17 protein-coding genes are annotated in these 16,450 nt (G+C 65.5%); 14 read left to right on the top strand and 3 right to left on the bottom strand.

All coding sequences use genetic code 11. The features are described 5' to 3' along the window. Positions 1 to 138: 138 nt before the first annotated feature. The 3 genes from AC3RJ6_RS03090 (at position 139) to AC3RJ6_RS03080 (ending at position 2,648) form a co-directional block, all read left to right on the top strand. Positions 139 to 945, top strand: coding sequence for a hypothetical protein (locus tag AC3RJ6_RS03090; protein ID WP_491425405.1), 807 nt, complete (start codon positions 139 to 141; stop codon positions 943 to 945). 569 nt (positions 946 to 1,514) lie between these two features. After that, entirely contained in the window at positions 1,515 to 1,976 is a 462-nt protein-coding gene (locus AC3RJ6_RS03085; RefSeq protein ID WP_491425404.1) for a hypothetical protein, read from the top strand. 69 nt (positions 1,977 to 2,045) lie between these two features. Beyond that, positions 2,046 to 2,648 (top strand): DUF305 domain-containing protein, encoded by a 603-nt coding sequence (locus AC3RJ6_RS03080; protein WP_491425403.1) that lies wholly within the window; start codon positions 2,046 to 2,048, stop codon positions 2,646 to 2,648. Positions 2,649 to 2,793: 145 nt separating this feature from the next. Here AC3RJ6_RS03080 and AC3RJ6_RS03075 read toward each other — a convergent pair whose 3' ends face one another. Continuing rightward, entirely contained in the window at positions 2,794 to 4,257 is a 1,464-nt protein-coding gene (locus AC3RJ6_RS03075; protein ID WP_491425402.1) for an APC family permease, read from the bottom strand. 512 nt (positions 4,258 to 4,769) lie between these two features. Here AC3RJ6_RS03075 and AC3RJ6_RS03070 point away from each other — a divergent pair. The 3 genes from AC3RJ6_RS03070 (at position 4,770) to AC3RJ6_RS03060 (ending at position 7,605) form a co-directional block, all read left to right on the top strand. Next, the gene (locus AC3RJ6_RS03070) at positions 4,770 to 5,447 is read left to right on the top strand and encodes a hypothetical protein (RefSeq protein ID WP_491425401.1); all 678 of its coding nucleotides are present in this window, start codon (positions 4,770 to 4,772) and stop codon (positions 5,445 to 5,447) included. A gap of 404 nt (positions 5,448 to 5,851) precedes the next feature. Then, positions 5,852 to 6,286, top strand: coding sequence for a hypothetical protein (locus tag AC3RJ6_RS03065; RefSeq protein ID WP_491425400.1), 435 nt, complete (start codon positions 5,852 to 5,854; stop codon positions 6,284 to 6,286). 275 nt (positions 6,287 to 6,561) lie between these two features. Further along, positions 6,562 to 7,605 carry a DUF4917 family protein gene (locus AC3RJ6_RS03060; RefSeq protein ID WP_491425399.1) on the top strand — a complete coding sequence of 348 codons (1,044 nt, stop codon included), beginning with the start codon at positions 6,562 to 6,564 and terminating at the stop codon, positions 7,603 to 7,605. 56 nt (positions 7,606 to 7,661) lie between these two features. Here the strand turns inward: AC3RJ6_RS03060 and AC3RJ6_RS03055 are convergent, their stop codons facing one another. Beyond that, positions 7,662 to 8,855: a hypothetical protein gene (locus AC3RJ6_RS03055; RefSeq protein WP_491425398.1), complete on the bottom strand. Its 1,194-nt coding sequence runs from the start codon at positions 8,853 to 8,855 to the stop codon at positions 7,662 to 7,664. Between the two features lie 108 nt (positions 8,856 to 8,963). Between AC3RJ6_RS03055 and AC3RJ6_RS03050 the strand changes: the two genes are divergently transcribed. Further along, complete coding sequence (locus AC3RJ6_RS03050; protein ID WP_491425397.1) at positions 8,964 to 10,127, top strand: DNA cytosine methyltransferase; 1,164 nt, start codon at positions 8,964 to 8,966, stop codon at positions 10,125 to 10,127. A 122-nt stretch (positions 10,128 to 10,249) separates the two neighbouring features. On the opposite strand, the gene AC3RJ6_RS03045 is transcribed toward AC3RJ6_RS03050, so the two are convergent. Further along, on the bottom strand, positions 10,250 to 10,951 hold the full coding sequence (locus tag AC3RJ6_RS03045; RefSeq protein WP_491425396.1) for a hypothetical protein: 702 nt from the start codon (positions 10,949 to 10,951) through the stop codon (positions 10,250 to 10,252). 153 nt (positions 10,952 to 11,104) lie between these two features. Between AC3RJ6_RS03045 and AC3RJ6_RS03040 the strand changes: the two genes are divergently transcribed. Genes AC3RJ6_RS03040 through AC3RJ6_RS03010 form a run of 7 tightly spaced genes read left to right on the top strand, consistent with a single transcriptional unit; the run spans position 11,105 to position 16,393 of the window. Further along, positions 11,105 to 11,503: a plasmid replication, integration and excision activator gene (locus AC3RJ6_RS03040; protein WP_491425395.1), complete on the top strand. Its 399-nt coding sequence runs from the start codon at positions 11,105 to 11,107 to the stop codon at positions 11,501 to 11,503. Next, on the top strand, positions 11,500 to 12,906 hold the full coding sequence (locus AC3RJ6_RS03035; RefSeq protein WP_491425394.1) for an FtsK/SpoIIIE domain-containing protein: 1,407 nt from the start codon (positions 11,500 to 11,502) through the stop codon (positions 12,904 to 12,906). The genes AC3RJ6_RS03040 and AC3RJ6_RS03035 overlap by 4 nt, the downstream gene beginning before the upstream one ends. Next, complete coding sequence (locus tag AC3RJ6_RS03030; protein ID WP_491425393.1) at positions 12,903 to 13,301, top strand: hypothetical protein; 399 nt, start codon at positions 12,903 to 12,905, stop codon at positions 13,299 to 13,301. Before AC3RJ6_RS03035 ends, AC3RJ6_RS03030 begins: the two co-directional genes overlap by 4 nt. Before the next feature lies 1 nt (position 13,302). After that, positions 13,303 to 14,712: a replication initiator gene (locus tag AC3RJ6_RS03025; RefSeq protein ID WP_491425392.1), complete on the top strand. Its 1,410-nt coding sequence runs from the start codon at positions 13,303 to 13,305 to the stop codon at positions 14,710 to 14,712. A gap of 4 nt (positions 14,713 to 14,716) precedes the next feature. Next, positions 14,717 to 14,902 (top strand): helix-turn-helix domain-containing protein, encoded by a 186-nt coding sequence (locus AC3RJ6_RS03020; protein ID WP_454475762.1) that lies wholly within the window; start codon positions 14,717 to 14,719, stop codon positions 14,900 to 14,902. Then, positions 14,899 to 16,065 (top strand): tyrosine-type recombinase/integrase, encoded by a 1,167-nt coding sequence (locus AC3RJ6_RS03015; RefSeq protein ID WP_491425391.1) that lies wholly within the window; start codon positions 14,899 to 14,901, stop codon positions 16,063 to 16,065. The genes AC3RJ6_RS03020 and AC3RJ6_RS03015 overlap by 4 nt, the downstream gene beginning before the upstream one ends. Continuing rightward, positions 16,058 to 16,393, top strand: a complete 336-nt coding sequence (locus tag AC3RJ6_RS03010; RefSeq protein ID WP_491425390.1) for a hypothetical protein — start codon at positions 16,058 to 16,060, stop codon at positions 16,391 to 16,393. Before AC3RJ6_RS03015 ends, AC3RJ6_RS03010 begins: the two co-directional genes overlap by 8 nt. Positions 16,394 to 16,450: the final 57 nt, after the last annotated feature.

The raw sequence follows: 16,450 nt of genomic DNA, 5'->3' as shown, positions 1-16,450 counted from the left end.
GATCTGACTCAACTCTCTACCGGAGACAACGCCCCACGCGGCGTGGGATTCCGCCTCGGCGTGCGCCGACAGCGAACGGCCACGAGCGACCCGGTGGATGCCGCGGCTCGCGCTCGAGGCATCCGCAGGCGGCTCGTGATGACGGCGGTGCGAGGTCGACGCGACGAGCGCGATCAGCCAGGCGAAGACGAGCGCGAAGGCGACGATCTCGAACACCGTGAGGTTGAACCAGCCGAGCACGTCGTAGCCGACCATCGCCGCGACCTCGGCGACGAGCGCGACGTACGAGAAGCGCACGAAACCGCGCGGCAACCGGGCCGCGTACCACCGCGTGCCGAGGCAGAGCGACGCGAACGCCGCGGCGGCGAGCAGGGCGAAGGCGTTGTGCAACACCGGCACCCGATCGATCGGCACCGCCCCGACGCCCATGAGCCCGAAGCCGACGAGGCCGATGTGCACGCGCATCGACGTGCGGGCGCCGCGCCGGATGCCGAAGTCGCCGACCGCGACGGCTCGCGTGAGCGCGCCCGAGAGGCCCGCCATGCCGGCGCCCGAGACGACGACGGCGACGTTGAAGCAGGCCGCCGCGAGGTCGTTCGACGTGCCGAGGGTCGAGAAGTTGCGCGTCCACCACTCGCCGGTCGGGGTGATGCTCATGCTCGCGAGGCTGCCGGCGGCGAGCAGCATCGCCACGAGATTGAAGGTGCGATACGCCTCGTGGTCGATCGAGTGACGATGCAGGCGATAGGTGCCGACGCCGAAGACCCCGCCGAGCAGCAGGCCGTAGAACCCGTGCCCGCCCGGCAGCGGGTCGAACGCGGCGGCGGTGAAGTGCACCGCGAGCATCGCGAGCGACGCCCACGTGAATCCGTTCGCGATCGCTCGCGGACCGGGCCCGAGCCCCGGGACGCGCAGATGGGTGATCGCGGCGAGGCTCGCCCGTGACGCGGACGCCACGAGGAGCGCCGCGCAGACGACGGCTCCGCCCGCGATCGCCGGGATGAGCCCGGCCGGGTCGAGGCGCGGCTCGAGGGCGTGGCGGTCGAGCTCGCTGCCGCTCGCGAGCGGCGAGCCCGGCTCGAGTGCGCGGTAGAGCACGATCGAGACGGCGGCCGCGATGAGCAGCGCGTAGAGCCGCCGCACGACCGAGGCGAGTCCGGCCGGCGCCCACGAGGCGGTGGCGCCCGGCACCGCCGGCGGTTCGCCGGGCTCCCGCGCCGCAGGCTCGGCGAATCGCAGACCGTGCCGCTCGTCACCGTCGGGAACCGCGCGTGTCGCTCGGATGCCGCCGACTGCGAGCCCCCGGCCGAATGAGGCGGAGATCTCCCCCGCGTATGCACCGCTCATCGGTCGAACCCTCGATCAGGGAAATCAGACGTCAACAGAGCTTACTTACCCACCCTGATCGCCGCCATCACGCGGATCCGATGACGTCGTCGCCCGGTGCCCGTGACGGGAGGACGGCGAAACGGATACACTACCGGGGTATCCCATGGCCAGGAGGTGGTCGCCCGATGCTCGACGGAATCCGCCGCGCGACGATGCCCGCCTCGCGCACGGCCCGCGCGACCCTGCTCGGCGTCGTCGCCATGGCGGCGCTCATCATCGGCCTGCTGGCGATGCATGCGACGGGATCGACGTCGGGGCACTCGGCCCACGTCGCCCCGGCGAGCACGGTCGATCCGGCTGCGTCGGCGAGTGCCGGGCATGCCGCGCACGCCCCCGACGCCTCGACCGGCGCCACCGCAGCGGCACCCGCCGACGGGCTGGGCGACGTGCCCGCCGACCCCGGTGCGTGCGCCCTCATGATGCTCGGTTGCGTCATGCTCGCCGCCGCAGCGGCGCTGCTCGTCGCCGCCGCGCCGGGATGCGTGCGCGCGATCGCACGCGCGATCGGCCTCGCGGTCGAGCACGTGCGGGGCGCGGCGCCGCCGCGTCCGCCGAGCCTCATCGCCCTCTCCATCAGTCGGACCTGATTCGCGAACGCCCGAGCGCTCCGCGCCCGGCCACGCGATGAATCGACCCACCGACGAAGGAAGCAACCCATGAACACCACGCACACCCTGCGCGCCGTCGCCACGGCCGCGCTCGCGATCACCGCCGCCCTCACGCTCGCGGCGTGCTCGGCCGCGGGCGGCGGATCGACCGGCACCGGCTCGAGCGGCGAGTCGGCGAACGACGCCGACGTCATGTTCGCGCAGATGATGATCCCGCACCACGAGCAGGCGGTCGAGATGAGCGACGACCTGCTCGCCAAGGACGGCGTCGACCCCGCCGTGCGCGAGCTCGCGACGCAGATCACGGCGGCGCAGCAGCCCGAGATCGACCGGCTGAACGAGTGGCTCGACACGTGGGGCGCCGGCGACGAGGCGATGCCCGGCATGGACCACGGCTCGAGCGCCGGCATGGACCACGGCGACGGCATGATGTCGGACGACGACCTGGCTGCGCTCGCGCAGGCCACGGGCGAGGAGGCGTCGCGACTGTTCCTCGAGCAGATGATCGTGCACCACGAGGGCGCGATCGAGATGGCCGAGGCCGAGCTCGCCGACGGCGAGCACTCGGGTGCGACCGAGATGGCCCGGGCGATCGTCGACACCCAGACCGCCGAGATCGCGACCATGCGGGAGCTGCTCGGCGAGGGCTGAGCGGGCGCCTTCGGTTCTCCGTACCGAGCCGGACGTCTCACCCCGCCGATGCGGCATCCGGTCACCGTGACTACGTCACTGAGTCGCCAGGCGATTCAGTGACGTAGTCACTCGGGAGAGCCCGATGCCAGAGCCCTGGGCCTGCTCAGGGGCGGGGGTCGGATGCCTCGCGGTCGCCCTCGAGCGCGGCTTCGCCCTCGTGGAGCACTTCGCGGTCGGCCTCGCTGAGCGCGGCCTCGCCCTCTTCGCCCTCGGCGATGACCTCGTCCTCCTCGAACGACATCCGCAGGTTGCGGGTGAAGAAGCGGGTGATCGAGAGCAGCACCACGACGCCCACCACGAGCCAGATGAGGCCGTAGATCATGGCGTCGATGTTGAGGTTGACCCAGAGCAGCACCGTGAGCGCGATGCCGATGACCGGCAGCACGATGTTGCGGAAGATCTGCGAGAAGCCCTTGACCTGCTTGTTGCGCACCGCGAAGTGCAGGATCACCGTGACGTTCACGATCGTGAACGCGATGAGCGCACCGAAGTTGATGAGCGTGAAGATGAAGTCGAGGTCGGCGACCGCGGCACCGAGCGACACGACGCCGACGAAGATCACGGCGATCGCGGGCGTGCGGTACTTCGGGTGCACGTACGAGAAGAAGCGCGAGATCGGCCCCGTGCCGTTGCGGCCCATGACGTAGATCATGCGCGAGACGCTCGCGTGCGAGGCGAGGCTCGACGCGACGGCCGCCGCGACCGCCGCCGAGACGAAGAAGATCTGGAAGATGATGCCGCCGACCGAGTACGCGATCTCGGGGAGCGCGGTGCCCTCGAAGCCCGCGTCGGTCGGGAAGAGCGACTGGGCGAACCAGCCGGCCGTGAAGAAGATGAGGCCGCCGAAGAGCAGGGCGAGCACGATCGCCTTCGGCACGATGCCCGCGTCCTTCGCCTCCTCGGTGTACATCGTGATCGCATCGAAGCCGATGAACGAGAAGCAGACGATCGTCGCGGCGCTCACGACCGCCATGACCTGCACGTTGGCGTGCCAGAACGGCTCGAGACTGAACGGCGTGCCGTTGCCGGCGCCCTGCGAGAGCGCGACCCATGCGAGCACGATGAACACGCCGATGAGCACGACCTGGAAGATGAGCAGCGTCGCGTTCACCCGCGAGGTCGACGAGATGCTCCACAGGTTGAGCAGCGTGATGACGGCGACGTAGCCGATGACCCACACCCAGCCCGACACGTCGGGGAAGAACGACTCGAGGTACTGGCGCACGAGCAGTGCGTTGACGAGCGGCAGCAGCAGGTAGTCGAGCAGCGCCGTCCAGCCGACGATCCAGCCGAAGTTCGGGTGGATCGTCTCCGATGCGTACGTGTAGGCCGAGCCCGCCGACGGGTAGACCCGGGTCATGCGGCCGTAGCTGATCGCCGTGAAGAGCATCACGACGAGGGCGAAGAGGTAGGCGAGCGGCACGACGCCGCCGCTCTCCTCCGAGACGTAGCCGAAGGTGTCGAACACCGTCATCGGGGTCATGTAGCCGAGGCCGAGGCCGACGATCGCCCAGAGGCCGAGCGAGCGCTTCAGCGTCGGGTGCGCCGTGGTGGCGGTTCGGGTCATCTTCGATCCTCTCGGGGTCTTCGTTGGTCGAGCACGGCGACGTTACCCGATCGTCGAGCGATCGGAAACGACACTGTGTCCAGTCGAGAGCGGCCGACCGTCCAGTCTGTCCATCGACGGGGCGGATTCGGACCGCCGGATCACAGTACACGACGTCTGCGGAATCAGTTGCCAGATGACGAATTCACCGACGAATCTGACGGCTGAGTTCGCTGATCACCACCGAAAAGCACCGTCTGTACCGACCTGGCCGATGGCGCCGCCGAACAGCCCCGGAAAACGACGAAGGCGGCTCGCACAGTGCGAACCGCCTTCTTCTGCGCGCCCGGAGGGACTCGAACCCCCAACCTTCTGATCCGTAGTCAGATGCGGAGCGTCCAGGGAAGTCCACGGGGTGCCGTGGTTCAAGCACGCTACCCCGGCCCGACGCGATCGGACAACCTCGGATCGAGCCACGTTGCTGGCAGCGTTGCTGGCACGCCCGCCACTTCCTCAACGTGGGCGGTGACGCGATGAGAGCCTCGGATGCCCGTCTCAACAAGCGCGACTGGCAGCTCCTCAGCGTGCTGACTCTGAACCCCGAGGCTGCCCCCGGTGAGGTGCGGATGCGCGCCGACATGCTGCCACCGTCGACCTGGGGGTCGAACCTGCGCGGCATGCTGACGAACGCCGCGTGGCGGAAGGTGAGCCGCGAGACGAGCGAGGCCGCCGGCCGCCGATGCGTCATCTGCGGCTCCGAGTCGTTCGGGCCGAATCGCACGCCACAGAACCCCGACTGCCACGAGATGTGGGTGTTCGAGGTCGTCGATGGCGTGCTCGTCCAGCGCCTCGAACGGCTGGTCCCACTCTGCAAGGCCTGTCACAGCGTGCAGCACGCCGGGCGCGCCGAGAAGCTCGGCCTCACAGGCGATGTGGTCGACACGCTCTGCCGAGTGAATCGTTGGGCACCCGCTGAAGCTGAGGACGACATCGATCGGGCGTGGGATCGATACGAGCTCATGAGTCACCTCGAGTTCGATCTTGATCTCCGCGCGCTGGCGGGCCGGATTCAGGTCGGCGACGGCGTTGATCTCCACTTCAGTGCCGACGAACGCGAGAAGCTCGGCAATAGCTGGCTCCGAGGACCGGCGGGTCCGATCGCGCCGACTCTGTTCGACCTCGCTCCTGAAGGCGGGCAGAGCGATGAGTGAACCCACCGCGTCTGGCGGCTGGGATGAAGCAGTCGGCCCTTTTCTGACGGTGGAGGGTGTGTGTTCGCTGGCCGGCTTCCCAACGGCGGCCGAAGTCCGATCCGCTGCATGGCGTCACGAGCTCCTTGAACTCGCCGCGGGCCCTCGCCTGCTCTACCCCGCGTTCCAGTTCAGCCCGACCGGCGAGTTGCTGCCTCATCTCCCAGAGATCCTCCAGCGGTTGAAGGTTGGTATGGACGACGTCTGGACATGTGCGCTGTGGCTTCGCACCCCCATCGAGGAATGGGATGGGCACGACCCTGCGACGGCCCTCATGAGCGGCTCACCCGCGGCAGACGTGGTTCTCCGTCGCGCAGAACTCGACGCCAGACGCCGGCAGAGCTAGGGAGGATCCGATTCCCACATTGATCAACGGTATGCACGGCTACGGGGACATGATCGGGGTTTCAATTCAGAACCTTCAGCAGCGGCCCGACGTGGAAAACGTCGAAAAGTGGAAGCCGCATCGGGTGTACATCATCGACCTGACAGACGAAGGCCTCTACAAGGTCGGGGTCACGCGGTCGACCACGGGGCGACTAACGAGGCTCGCTACGCGTACACGCCCAATCGTCGAAGTTGTCGAGGTGGCGAATCGGCCGGTTGCGCAGCTCATCGAAGCGACGGTGCTGGTTCTCCGGGGATCGAAGAGGAAGATGGCCACGACAATCAAGCACCTGCGAGGAACCACCGAATGCTGGCGCGAAGATGGTGAGGTGCCTTCGCTCGCCGAACTCGAGCGTCGGCTCTACGACTTCTGGGAAGCGCCGCCGAACTGGAACTTCTCGATCGTCGAGTAACCGCCTCAACCGACCGCCATTGGGCCACCTGTTTCGATGGGTGGCCCTTTGCGTCGTCGATCCGGTGGGTGAGGAGCGCCCGGACCGCAGCGAAGCGAGGACCGGACGCACCGCAACCCGCCGGGCCCGCCGGCCGCTTGCGGCCGGCGCTTGAACGAGTAGAGAAAGTTCTCACGGGCCACCGGAATCGCCTCGCCCCTCGATCGGGGTGTTGATCTCGATCATGAGTGGCCCATTAACTGGATCGGCACGAAAGGGAGACTGTGGCGCCACTATTGAACTATGACGAAGCACTCGATTGGGTAGGCAACTCTGGGGCGACCACAGCACCCAATTTGCTCCTCGGCAACGGGTTCAGCGTTGCATTCGATCGGGATCGCTTCTCCTACAAGGCACTTCGCTCCCACGCTGAGCAGACCGGTTCGATCGGGCCGCTCTCGGGCCGCTTCTTCAATGCCTTGGACACCTACGATTTCGAACTCGTCATCCGCCAGCTTTCCGACGCAGCACGTGCGTTGCGAGTAATCGACGATCAGAAGCACGCCGAAGAGATTGCTGCGCTCGAGCAGGAGGCTGCCCGCCTGAAGGAAGCGCTGGCGCAGACGCTCGCGAGCCTTCATCCAGAGCGGCCCGCGGACATTGAGGATGCAGCCTATGATCGGGTACGGCATTTCTTGAACAAGTTCGGGCGGATCTACACCGCGAACTACGACTTGTTGCTCTACTGGGCGGTTATGCAGGATCCGTCGCCTGCCGTCGGTACGTTCCGCTCAAGCGATGATGGTTTTCGGAGCCCCTCTCATGACGCCGATTACGTCGTGTGGGATTTTCTGTCGCCCATGACGCAGACGATCTACTACCTGCACGGCGCTCTACACCTTTATCGCGACGCCGACGCGGCGGAACTTCAGAAGCTCACCTGGGTTCGCACGGGCGAGGCTCTGATTGACCAGATCCGCGCTCAACTCGACGACGATAGGTTCCCGCTGATCGTCGCTGAGGGTTCGAGCGCGAGCAAGCTGGCACGAATCCAGACGAGTGACTACCTCTCCCGAGCACTCCGCTCACTCGCAGGAATCGGCGGCGGGCTGCTGGCGTATGGGCTCTCGTTCAGCGCCAACGACGCCCACATCATGGATGCGATTGTGCACTCCAAGGTAAGGCGACTCGCGGTCTCGATCTACGGCGAACCGACGTCGGACGCGAATCAAGAAACCATCATCGCTGCAGCACGGCTCGAGGCCGAACGTAGGTTGAGGAGTACGCGCTACCCCCTCGAGGTGAAGTTCTTCGATGCCGCCAGCGTCCCACTCTGGTAATGCTAAATCTCCGCCAGGAGAGCACAGGCGGGCATGGGCAGGAAGATCGCGTCCGCTTATGCATCGAGCCAAGAGAGGTCGTCTCGCCATGAAGGGTCGACGTGCTGCATCGCTGACAGTTTGTGGGAGTACCGCTCATCGCTTGGCAATTGGTCCACGTGGGCAAAGCGAAACTTCCATTCGCGGGTAACGGAGTAGACGCACGCCGCCACGACGTCGAAGGCGTCCCGTGAGTAGAGGCGACCGCCGGCTTCGTTCTTTGGATCTCGAGTCTTCTGGAGCTCAACTTTCATGTCGCCGTTCGCATAAACCCGAGGGCTGACGTTCTTACATTCGATTCGCAGCAGCCGCCCGGACCGAAGGACCACGTCGAAATCGTGCATACCGTCACGATCGATCGGCACAACCGTTTGTACCTCTGGTAGCCCCCGCAGGAAGTCCTCGAGGTGAATCTCAGCCACGCCACCCCGAACCGCAACCGTGAGCCTCTTCGCGCTGCGGATCACGTCGAGAATCTGTTCGCTCGATAGCTTGAATTCGTCCTCGAGCGTGTGGCTCAGCTTCGCCGCGGGGCCGGTGCTGACGATGTTCGCAGCTGCCGAGTACCGCAGCGGAGTGTCAAGTCCCAGCAGAGCCGCGCGGCGCTCAAGGCGGACGTAGTCAATAATCCGCTCAGGTGCGAAGCCGACAACTGTCTCGAGGTTGCTAGGGGACCTTGCCTCCCGACGCGTGCCTGACTTGTTGTCCTTCTCCCATACGTGCCAACGCTTCAACTCGGTCGCTGCCACATCGTCCTCCTTCACAAAGAAGGAGATCCCCATTGGAATTGGATCGTAGAGTTGCGCATCCATTCCGAAAATGACGTTGCGCTCGACGCTGATCGCCAAAATGACGGTGGCATCAACACCGGCGACGTCACGGCCCACCGGATGATCGCGTTGCCAGCTCGCTTCGCTGCCGTTCCTGATCTGCGCCCGATGTTCGTCGTCGGGTCTATTGCGGGTCTCAACCCTCTTCATGCGGTACGGGTAGATAAGCACGCCGATTCGCTCGTCGGTTTCGACGAGCTGCAACCCAAGGAAGATAGGCGACCTGTTAGATGGACTCTGGTAAAGCACCCGAGCACCTGCTTGCTCGAAGGCATGCACCAGGTAGGTGTGAAGATCGCCCCGCAAAGACGCATAGACCTCAGGAACGTTGCGCCCAGCGATCTGTTCCTCCACAGGTGCTCCCTTCAGGTCGTCATCCACACTATGGGCTCTTGGCAAGGAGTGTCGGCGGCTGCTGAGAGATTCTGATGGTCGATACTTGTTCAAGGGTTCGCCTCGGCGACAGCCCTCGAGACTTTGAGGTGAGAAATGGGCGAGATGCTCCCGGTAGTGAGCTTGTTCTCTGGGGCCGGTGGACTCGACCTCGCAGTCGAGCGTGCAGACGCTTCCGCGCTCGACTCGAATGACAGAGGAAACGGACTTCTGCACGTCGCAGCCGCGACTGACTACAACGCTCCTGCCCTCGAGACGCTCGTATCCAACTTCGGTTCAACCAAGACGCTCGAGGGCGACATCCGTGTGATCTCCTCGGAGCAGATCCTCGACACAGCTGGCCTGAAGCCTAAAGAACCAGTACTCGTCATCGGCGGCCCGCCCTGCACCCCGTTCAGCAAGTCGGGCTTTTGGCTCGAGCAGAAGCGCGAAAGCCGCGATCCAAACGCGTCGCTGTTGGATGAGTACGTCCGCGTAGTGCGGGAGACTCAGCCCGAAGCGTTCATCCTCGAGAACGTCCAGGGGCTGACCTACAAGACGCATCGTGCGCAGTTCGATCGTCTACTGAGCGGCCTTCGGGAACTCGGATACAACCCGCAATGGAAGGTGCTGCTAGCGGCGGACTATGGGGTGCCTCAGCTACGTCGGCGCGTGTTCGTCGTGGGTCGACGCGACGGCGTTGCGTTCAAGTTCCCCGAACCGACTCACTCCGGTTGGACCGAGCGCGACCGAACGATCGACCCGACCAAGATTCCACACGTGACTGCTGCCCAAGCCTTTGAGGGGCTCCCCCACCTAGCCATTGCATCGGATGATGAGATTGTCGACGGCACATACGGGGAGTTGGCGGCCGAGATCCCTCCGGGTCAGAACTACCTGTGGCACACAGACCGCTACGACGGCCGCAACCATTTCAAGTGGCGTAGCCGCTACTGGACGTTCCTCCTGCGCCTCGACCCGGACCGCCCCTCGACGACCCTTCAGGCACAGCCTGGGCCCTGGGTTGGGCCGTTCCATTGGGAGAACGTTCGGACGGATTCAGGCGCGCTACGGGCTCGCCGACTTCGAGTCAACGAGATGCTTCGGCTTATGTCGTTCCCCGATGACTTCAAGATCTCGGGGAGTCGCGCGGACGTACAGCGCCAGCTCGGCAACGCCGTCCCGGTCGAACTCGGCAAGGCGGTCGTGCGCGCACTCATGACGCAGCTTGGCTACATGCCCGAGGAAGCTGCAACGCAGAAGGTTGTTGCTTTCGGCTAGTGGCTGAAGTCGCCACCGCGCCACCCGGGCAATGAACGTGCGCGGAACCACCACGAACGCTGAGCAGGTTGGCCGCCGCGCTGACGCATTAGTTGGGTTCGCGAGTCGACTTGAAGCGCGGCCTACTCGTCCTTGAGACGCCCCAAAATGAGTCGCTCTCGAATCGCACTGATGTTGCCTTCAGTGGGCTGAAGATCCATCTCCTCGAGCAACTCACGGACTTCTGCTTCATTCGCACGGTGTCCGTTAATGGCGGCGACAGTCTCAAGCGCATCCACAACGGTTGCCAGTCGATCTTCCATTGGCGAGCCAGATGGCCCGATCGCTACTTTGGCTCGAACGTTGGCCAAAGCCCGGTCAATCGGGTCACTCAGCCCTCGCAAATCGACCAACCGGAGACTGGGAAAGGCTTCGAGAATCACGGAAAGGTCCGGCGTTTCCGACAGCAGTTGGTCGATTCCGTCGCGCGTTGATTGCTTGTATCGCTTGTACAGTCCCTGCGGCGTCGTTCCCTGAGCACGCGCAAGTTGGCTGAAGTTGGGCTTCGGCTGGTGATACTTGTGGGCCCACGCCGAGACGAGTGACCGCAAGTCGGTGGCGGTCTCTTGGAGCGACTGGGTCGCGGCCAGCGTCTTGCGAAAGAACACGTCGAAATCAGCGGGTACGTCGGCCGGCGGCCACTCCTCCACGTTCTGTCCGTCCGCGAGAACTCTGGCCTTCTCTGTGAGCCGCACCAGCAGCCGATGAATCGGACCGGGAATCACCCCCCACTCCTGCTGCGCAGGCTTGAGGGCACGCGCTGCCGCCTTCGCAGGGTCTGCCATCCGAAGCTCCATTCCTTGGCGCAAATCTACCAGCGAACGTTCGGCAGGCCCGGCGAAAGTGCTTGATCATTGTTGACATGTTTTAACTTTGGTGAAATGCTGTCGCCATCGAATACATCCGTAATCGATGGATGAAGACAGAGGAGGACGAACATGGCAATCCAGTCAGCGATCCCGGTGGACTTCGGGGCATACTTCCCGGCCGGCGCTTACATGGTCGGCGAGGTCGAGCGCGTCATCGAGTGGACCGCCGACGGGCAGCAGGCCGGCCAGCAGCACGACAAGGCAACCGGCAAGCCCGTCTGGACCGTGCGCGTGATCGACGCCGACCCCAACGGCCGCAAGGGCCAGGGCGAGGTCAGCGTGAAGATCGCGTCCGCGGTCGAGCCGACGGCGCCGCCGGAGATGCCGGGGCTCCCGTTCCGCCCGGTGCTCTTCGAGGGGCTCACCGTCACCCCGTACGTGAAGGAGGGCGGCGGCCGTCCTCGCGTCGCGTTCTCGCTGCGTGCGACCGACATGAAGCCGGCTGTTCCGAACAAGCGAGGCGAATGATGTCGTTCGACCTCAGGGGCGAGCTGCGCTGGTGGGGGCTCGCGGTCGGCGACACCTGGACGCGCCATTGCGTCATGGCGATCTTCTTCCTCATCGTGCTCATCACGCTGAGCTGGATTGAGCCGGTCGCAATAGCCCTCGGGGCCGTCACGCTCGTCTGGGTCGCGGTAAACCTCGTGCGCCGCTACCGGCACGGGATGACTCTCGAAGCCCATTCTCTCCAGCGCCAACGCGACGCCTACGTGAAGTGGCTCGGACAGGCATGGCCCGAGCTGATGCTGCGACTCGGCTGTTCGGTGCTGGTCACCAACGGTCCGCGTGTGGTTCCGACTTTCGTCGGCTACTCCTGGGGATCCGGGGCCCTCTGGATGACCCTCTCGCTGCCGCTGGGCATGACGCGCGAACAGCTGGCACTCCGCGCCGACGCCATCGCCGAGAGCCTCGGCGCGCATCGGGTGACGATTGCTGCATCGGAGGTCGGTACCAGCGCGATGGTTGCATTCACCGATCCGCTCGAAGCCCCCTTTGCGCTCGAGCCGGCCGATGCTGTCGACCTCCGCGCTGTGCCGCTCGGTCTGACTGAGACAGGTGCCATCTGGACGATGCGACTCGGCCCGCAAACGCTCGTCGCCGGGTCGTCCGGCTCGGGCAAGGCTTCGCTCGTTTGGGGCCTGATCCTCGGTCTTGCACCGGCGATCAAGTCGGGACTCGTCCAGGTGCACGGCATCGATCTCAAATCCGCGATGGAACTCGGCATGGGCACCGAGATGCTGACACGATTCGCCCACACCCCCGAAACAGCCGTGCAGCTCCTCGAGGAGGCGGTCGCGGCGATGCAGGCTCGGGCCCTCGAGCTTTCGGGCTCGACTCGGCAGCATGTTGCCTCCGTCGAGAGTCCTCATGTCGTCGTCCTGATCGACGAGATGGCGGCGCTCACGGCCTACCAGATCGACCGCGACCTGATGCGTCGTGCGAACAATGCGATCGCGCTGCTCTGCTCGCAGGGTCGAGCCGTCGGCTACACGGTGTTCGCCTGTCTGCAGGACCCGCGCAAAGAGACGCTCCCCGCCCGTGGCCTCTTCACTCAGACCATTGGCCTCCGCCTGCGAGACGCAATGGAGACCTCGATGGTCCTCGGAGAGGGCATGCGGGAGAAGGGCGCGCTTTGTCACCAGATCCCACCCACCCTGCCTGGTGTCGGGTTCGTGGTCCCCGATGACGGTAGTGACCCGGTTCGGGTTCGTGCCGGAGTCGTGACCGACGAGATGATTCGCGCTGCCGCGCGCGAATTCGCGGCACCCGTTCAGATTCCGGTCGTCATCCCCCAGCCGGCCGAAGCGCAGCCCGCCTCGGCAACACGGTCGCGCCGAACTCGGCGCACCCCGAAAGGAGAAGAAGAATGATCACCAAACGACAGCTCGCCCTCCTCGTGGCACCTCCCGCTGCCCTGGCTCTTGCCGTTGGACTCTTCGGCGCGGGGCATCTCATCGGCCGCAGCACCTACGACGCTCGATCGGTCGCCTATACGGCCGGCTACGACATGGCGAGGTCAGAGTTCTGCAACCTCAAGCTCGAGGCTGGCAAGGCGACCGCACTCGACGGCCGTCGCATTCCGGGTCTCGATGAGCACCTTCTCGCCGCCGATGCCAGCTGCGAAGACTGGCAGCTCCTGGCGTGGAATGCCGCCCAACAGCGACAGGGCAGCGACCGACGGGCCTGCCGCTTCGACGAGCGCGAGGCTCTGGTGGCCGACCGACTCGACGTGGTGCCGTGCATCACCCCAGTGGATCTCGGCTGACATGTCGTACACCGACGAGGCGACGAACCGGCTGCGCCGGCCTGACTTCGAGCGCTGGATGGACCAGGCCTCGAGCACGGGCTTCTGCGCGCAGCCGGTGCGTCTCGTCGGCTCAACCTCGACCTTCGACGCACGAACCGGCGATCGACTCGCTCACTACTGCTCTTCCGATGAACCTGACGGCGTGACATACGTGCGCTGCGGCAACCGCCGTGCGGTCCGGTGCCCCTCCTGCAGCTACGAGTACAAGGCCGACATGTGGCATCTCGTCGTCGCGGGTGCCGCGGGTGGTTCCAAGGGCGTCCCAGACTCAGTGTCGATGCATCCCCTCGTCTTCGCTACGCTGACGGCTCCCTCGTTCGGCGCGGTGCACGCCGCACAAACCTCAAGCCGCGGTGCTGCCCGCTGCCGCCCACGCGCCCGGAAGCTCTGCGCCCACGGCCGCCCGACCTGGTGCATGGCCACGCACGACCCCGACTCCCCCGCGGTCGGTGAGCCGATCTGCATCGATTGCTACGACTACGAAACGCACATCGCGTGGCAATGGCATGCGCCCGAGCTGTGGCGTCGCTTCGTAATACGCCTCCGTCGCGAACTCGCCGCGTCGCTCGGAGTCAGCGAGACCGCAGCTCGGAAGCTCGTTCGCGTGCAGTTTGCCAAAGTCGCCGAGTTCCAGCGGCGCGGCGCGGTGCATTTCCACGCGCTCATACGACTCGACGGAGACGGCAACGACGCCGATCCGTTCCCCGCTCCGCTCGCCCCGACGACGGCAGCCGATCTCGCGAGCCTCATCCAGAAGGCCGCAGCCGCAGTCGAAGTGGTCGCCGACCCCCTGCCAGGTGAGAGGACGTCGCGTCGACTCAGGTGGGGCCGACAGTGCGATGCTCGTGCGGTCTATCGTCACGTCGAGACCGAGGATGGGCGGCTGACTGATCGTGCCGTCGCGGCTTACATCGCCAAGTACGCGACGAAGGCGACCGAGGATCTCGCGACGACAGGTTCCGGTAGCACTCGACCCCACATCTCCACGATTCGTCGACTCGTCGCCGAAGCCGGCCGCGCTGCCGCACTCGACGATCTCAGCGCCTATCGACTGCTCGGGCGATGGGAATCGATGCTCGGATTCCGGGGTCATTTCTCGACGAAGTCGCGTCGCTACTCGACCACGCTCGGACGACTGCGCTCAGCTCGTCGTGACTGGCAACGGAAGCAGACGAGGCCGCCCGTCAAGGCTGACCAGAACACGGAAGACGGCGAAGAGACCACCCTCGTTGTCGGCTCCTGGTCGTTCGTCGGCATGGGCTGGCTCTCGGCCGGCGACGCCGCTCTCGCCGCTGAATCCGCGGCTGCTGCTCGCGAGTGGCGACTCAATCGACGCACTGCGAACCGAACCAACAACGAAGAGAGGTGAAGAGATGGAAAAGCTGATGCTGACCCCTGAGGAGGTTGCCGACGCTCTCGGCATCGGACGGTCGACCGTGTACGACCTGCTGCGGCTCAACGCGATCGTGAGTGTGAAGATCGGTCGTTCGCGCCGTGTGCCCGTGACTGCCGTTCGTGAGTATGCCGAGCGCCTGACGCAAGCGAGTCTCGCCCGATGAGCAAGCGGGCAAACGGCGAAGGCAGCGTCTATCAACGCAAGGACGGCCGCTGGGTGGGCTCGACCTTTGTGCTGCGGCGGGACGGCGCTCGACAACGGAAGGAGGTCTATGGACGCACTCGATCCGAGGTCAACTCCAAGCTCCGCGAGCTGATTGCGAGTACCGAGCGCGGGATCCCGATGGCCGGCACGTCGTGGACAGTGAGCGCCTATGCCGACCACTGGCTCGAGAACGGGGTTAGCGCCCTGCGCCCCTCCACGCAGTCGAACTACGCGTGGGTGCTCCGCAAGTACATCGTCCCGACCGTCGGCGATGTCAGGCTCGAGCGACTGACTCCCTCACACGTGCGCAAGCTCCACGGTGCTGTGCAGTCGATGGGCGTCTCGGTACGGACGGTGCAGCTCGCGCATGCCGTACTCCGGTCGATGCTCGCTGAAGCGGTCCGTGAGGAGCTGATCTCGAGGAACGTCGGTACCCTCGTGCGGCAGCCCAAGCTGGAGAAGGCGGAACAGCTGGCTTGGTCGCCAGAAGAGGCCGCTCGATTCAGCGTCGCCTCCAAACCTCATCGGCTCCATGCGCTCTTCGAACTCGCCTACTCGGTCGGCCTCCGTCGCGGAGAGCTGCTCGGGCTCCGCTGGTCCGACGTTGACCTCGATGCGGGCATGCTCCACGTCCGTCAGACGATGCAGCGACTCGGCTCTGCTCACGGTCGAGTCTTCGGACCGCCCAAGACTGCCCGGTCGCGTCGCAGCGTCCCGATCCCTGCTGGCGTCCTTCGCTCGCTTCGTATCCACCGCGCGGCGCAGGTGGCCGAACTCCACGGTTCGAACCGCTCGAACCCGCTGGATCTCGTGTTCACGACATCGCTGGGCACGCCGATCGAACCGAGCAACCTGCGGCGTGACTTCGAGGCGCTGATCTCGTCGGCCGGCGTCCCAAGGATTCGCTTCCACGATCTCCGCCACACCTGCGCGTCGCTGCTCTTCGCGAAGGGCGTTCCGCCTCGCGTGGTGATGGATCTCCTCGGCCACTCGACGATGAGCATCACGACCGATCTCTACGCCCACGTGATGCCGACCGCACTCGCCGAGGCAGCCTCGGCCATGGAAGACCTCCTGTCAGAGGCAGCCGACACGATACAGAAGGAGGCCGCCGATGATTGAGAACAACGAGGAGTTCGACCGCAACGAGTTCGCGGAGCTCCAGCTGGACAACTTCCGCGGCACCGGCCCGGTCGTCGAGATCTCGGCCGACTACTTCAACGACATCACCCTCAAGATGTTCTGGTCCGCCGCGACCTTCGTCATGTTCGCGCTGCAGCCCCTCCATCTGTCGATGCGCCTGCAGGAGCCGACGCTCGACCCTGACGGCAATCTTGTGATGATCGTGAGCCGGCTCGACCGATCGCGCGTCGATGCGGAGGCAGTCCGGAAGCAGCTCCTGGACATGGGCTTCCAGGTCGGCGAGATCGACACTCCCCCGCCCTGGTAGCTGGACGTTGCTGTCACGGTTGCTGTCGCCGCGACGAACGAACCAGTGCAACGGCCC

Source organism: Agromyces cucurbitae (assembly GCF_058349945.1).
Note: the sequence above shows the minus strand (reverse complement) of the source record. Positions and strands in the feature narration are given on the sequence as shown.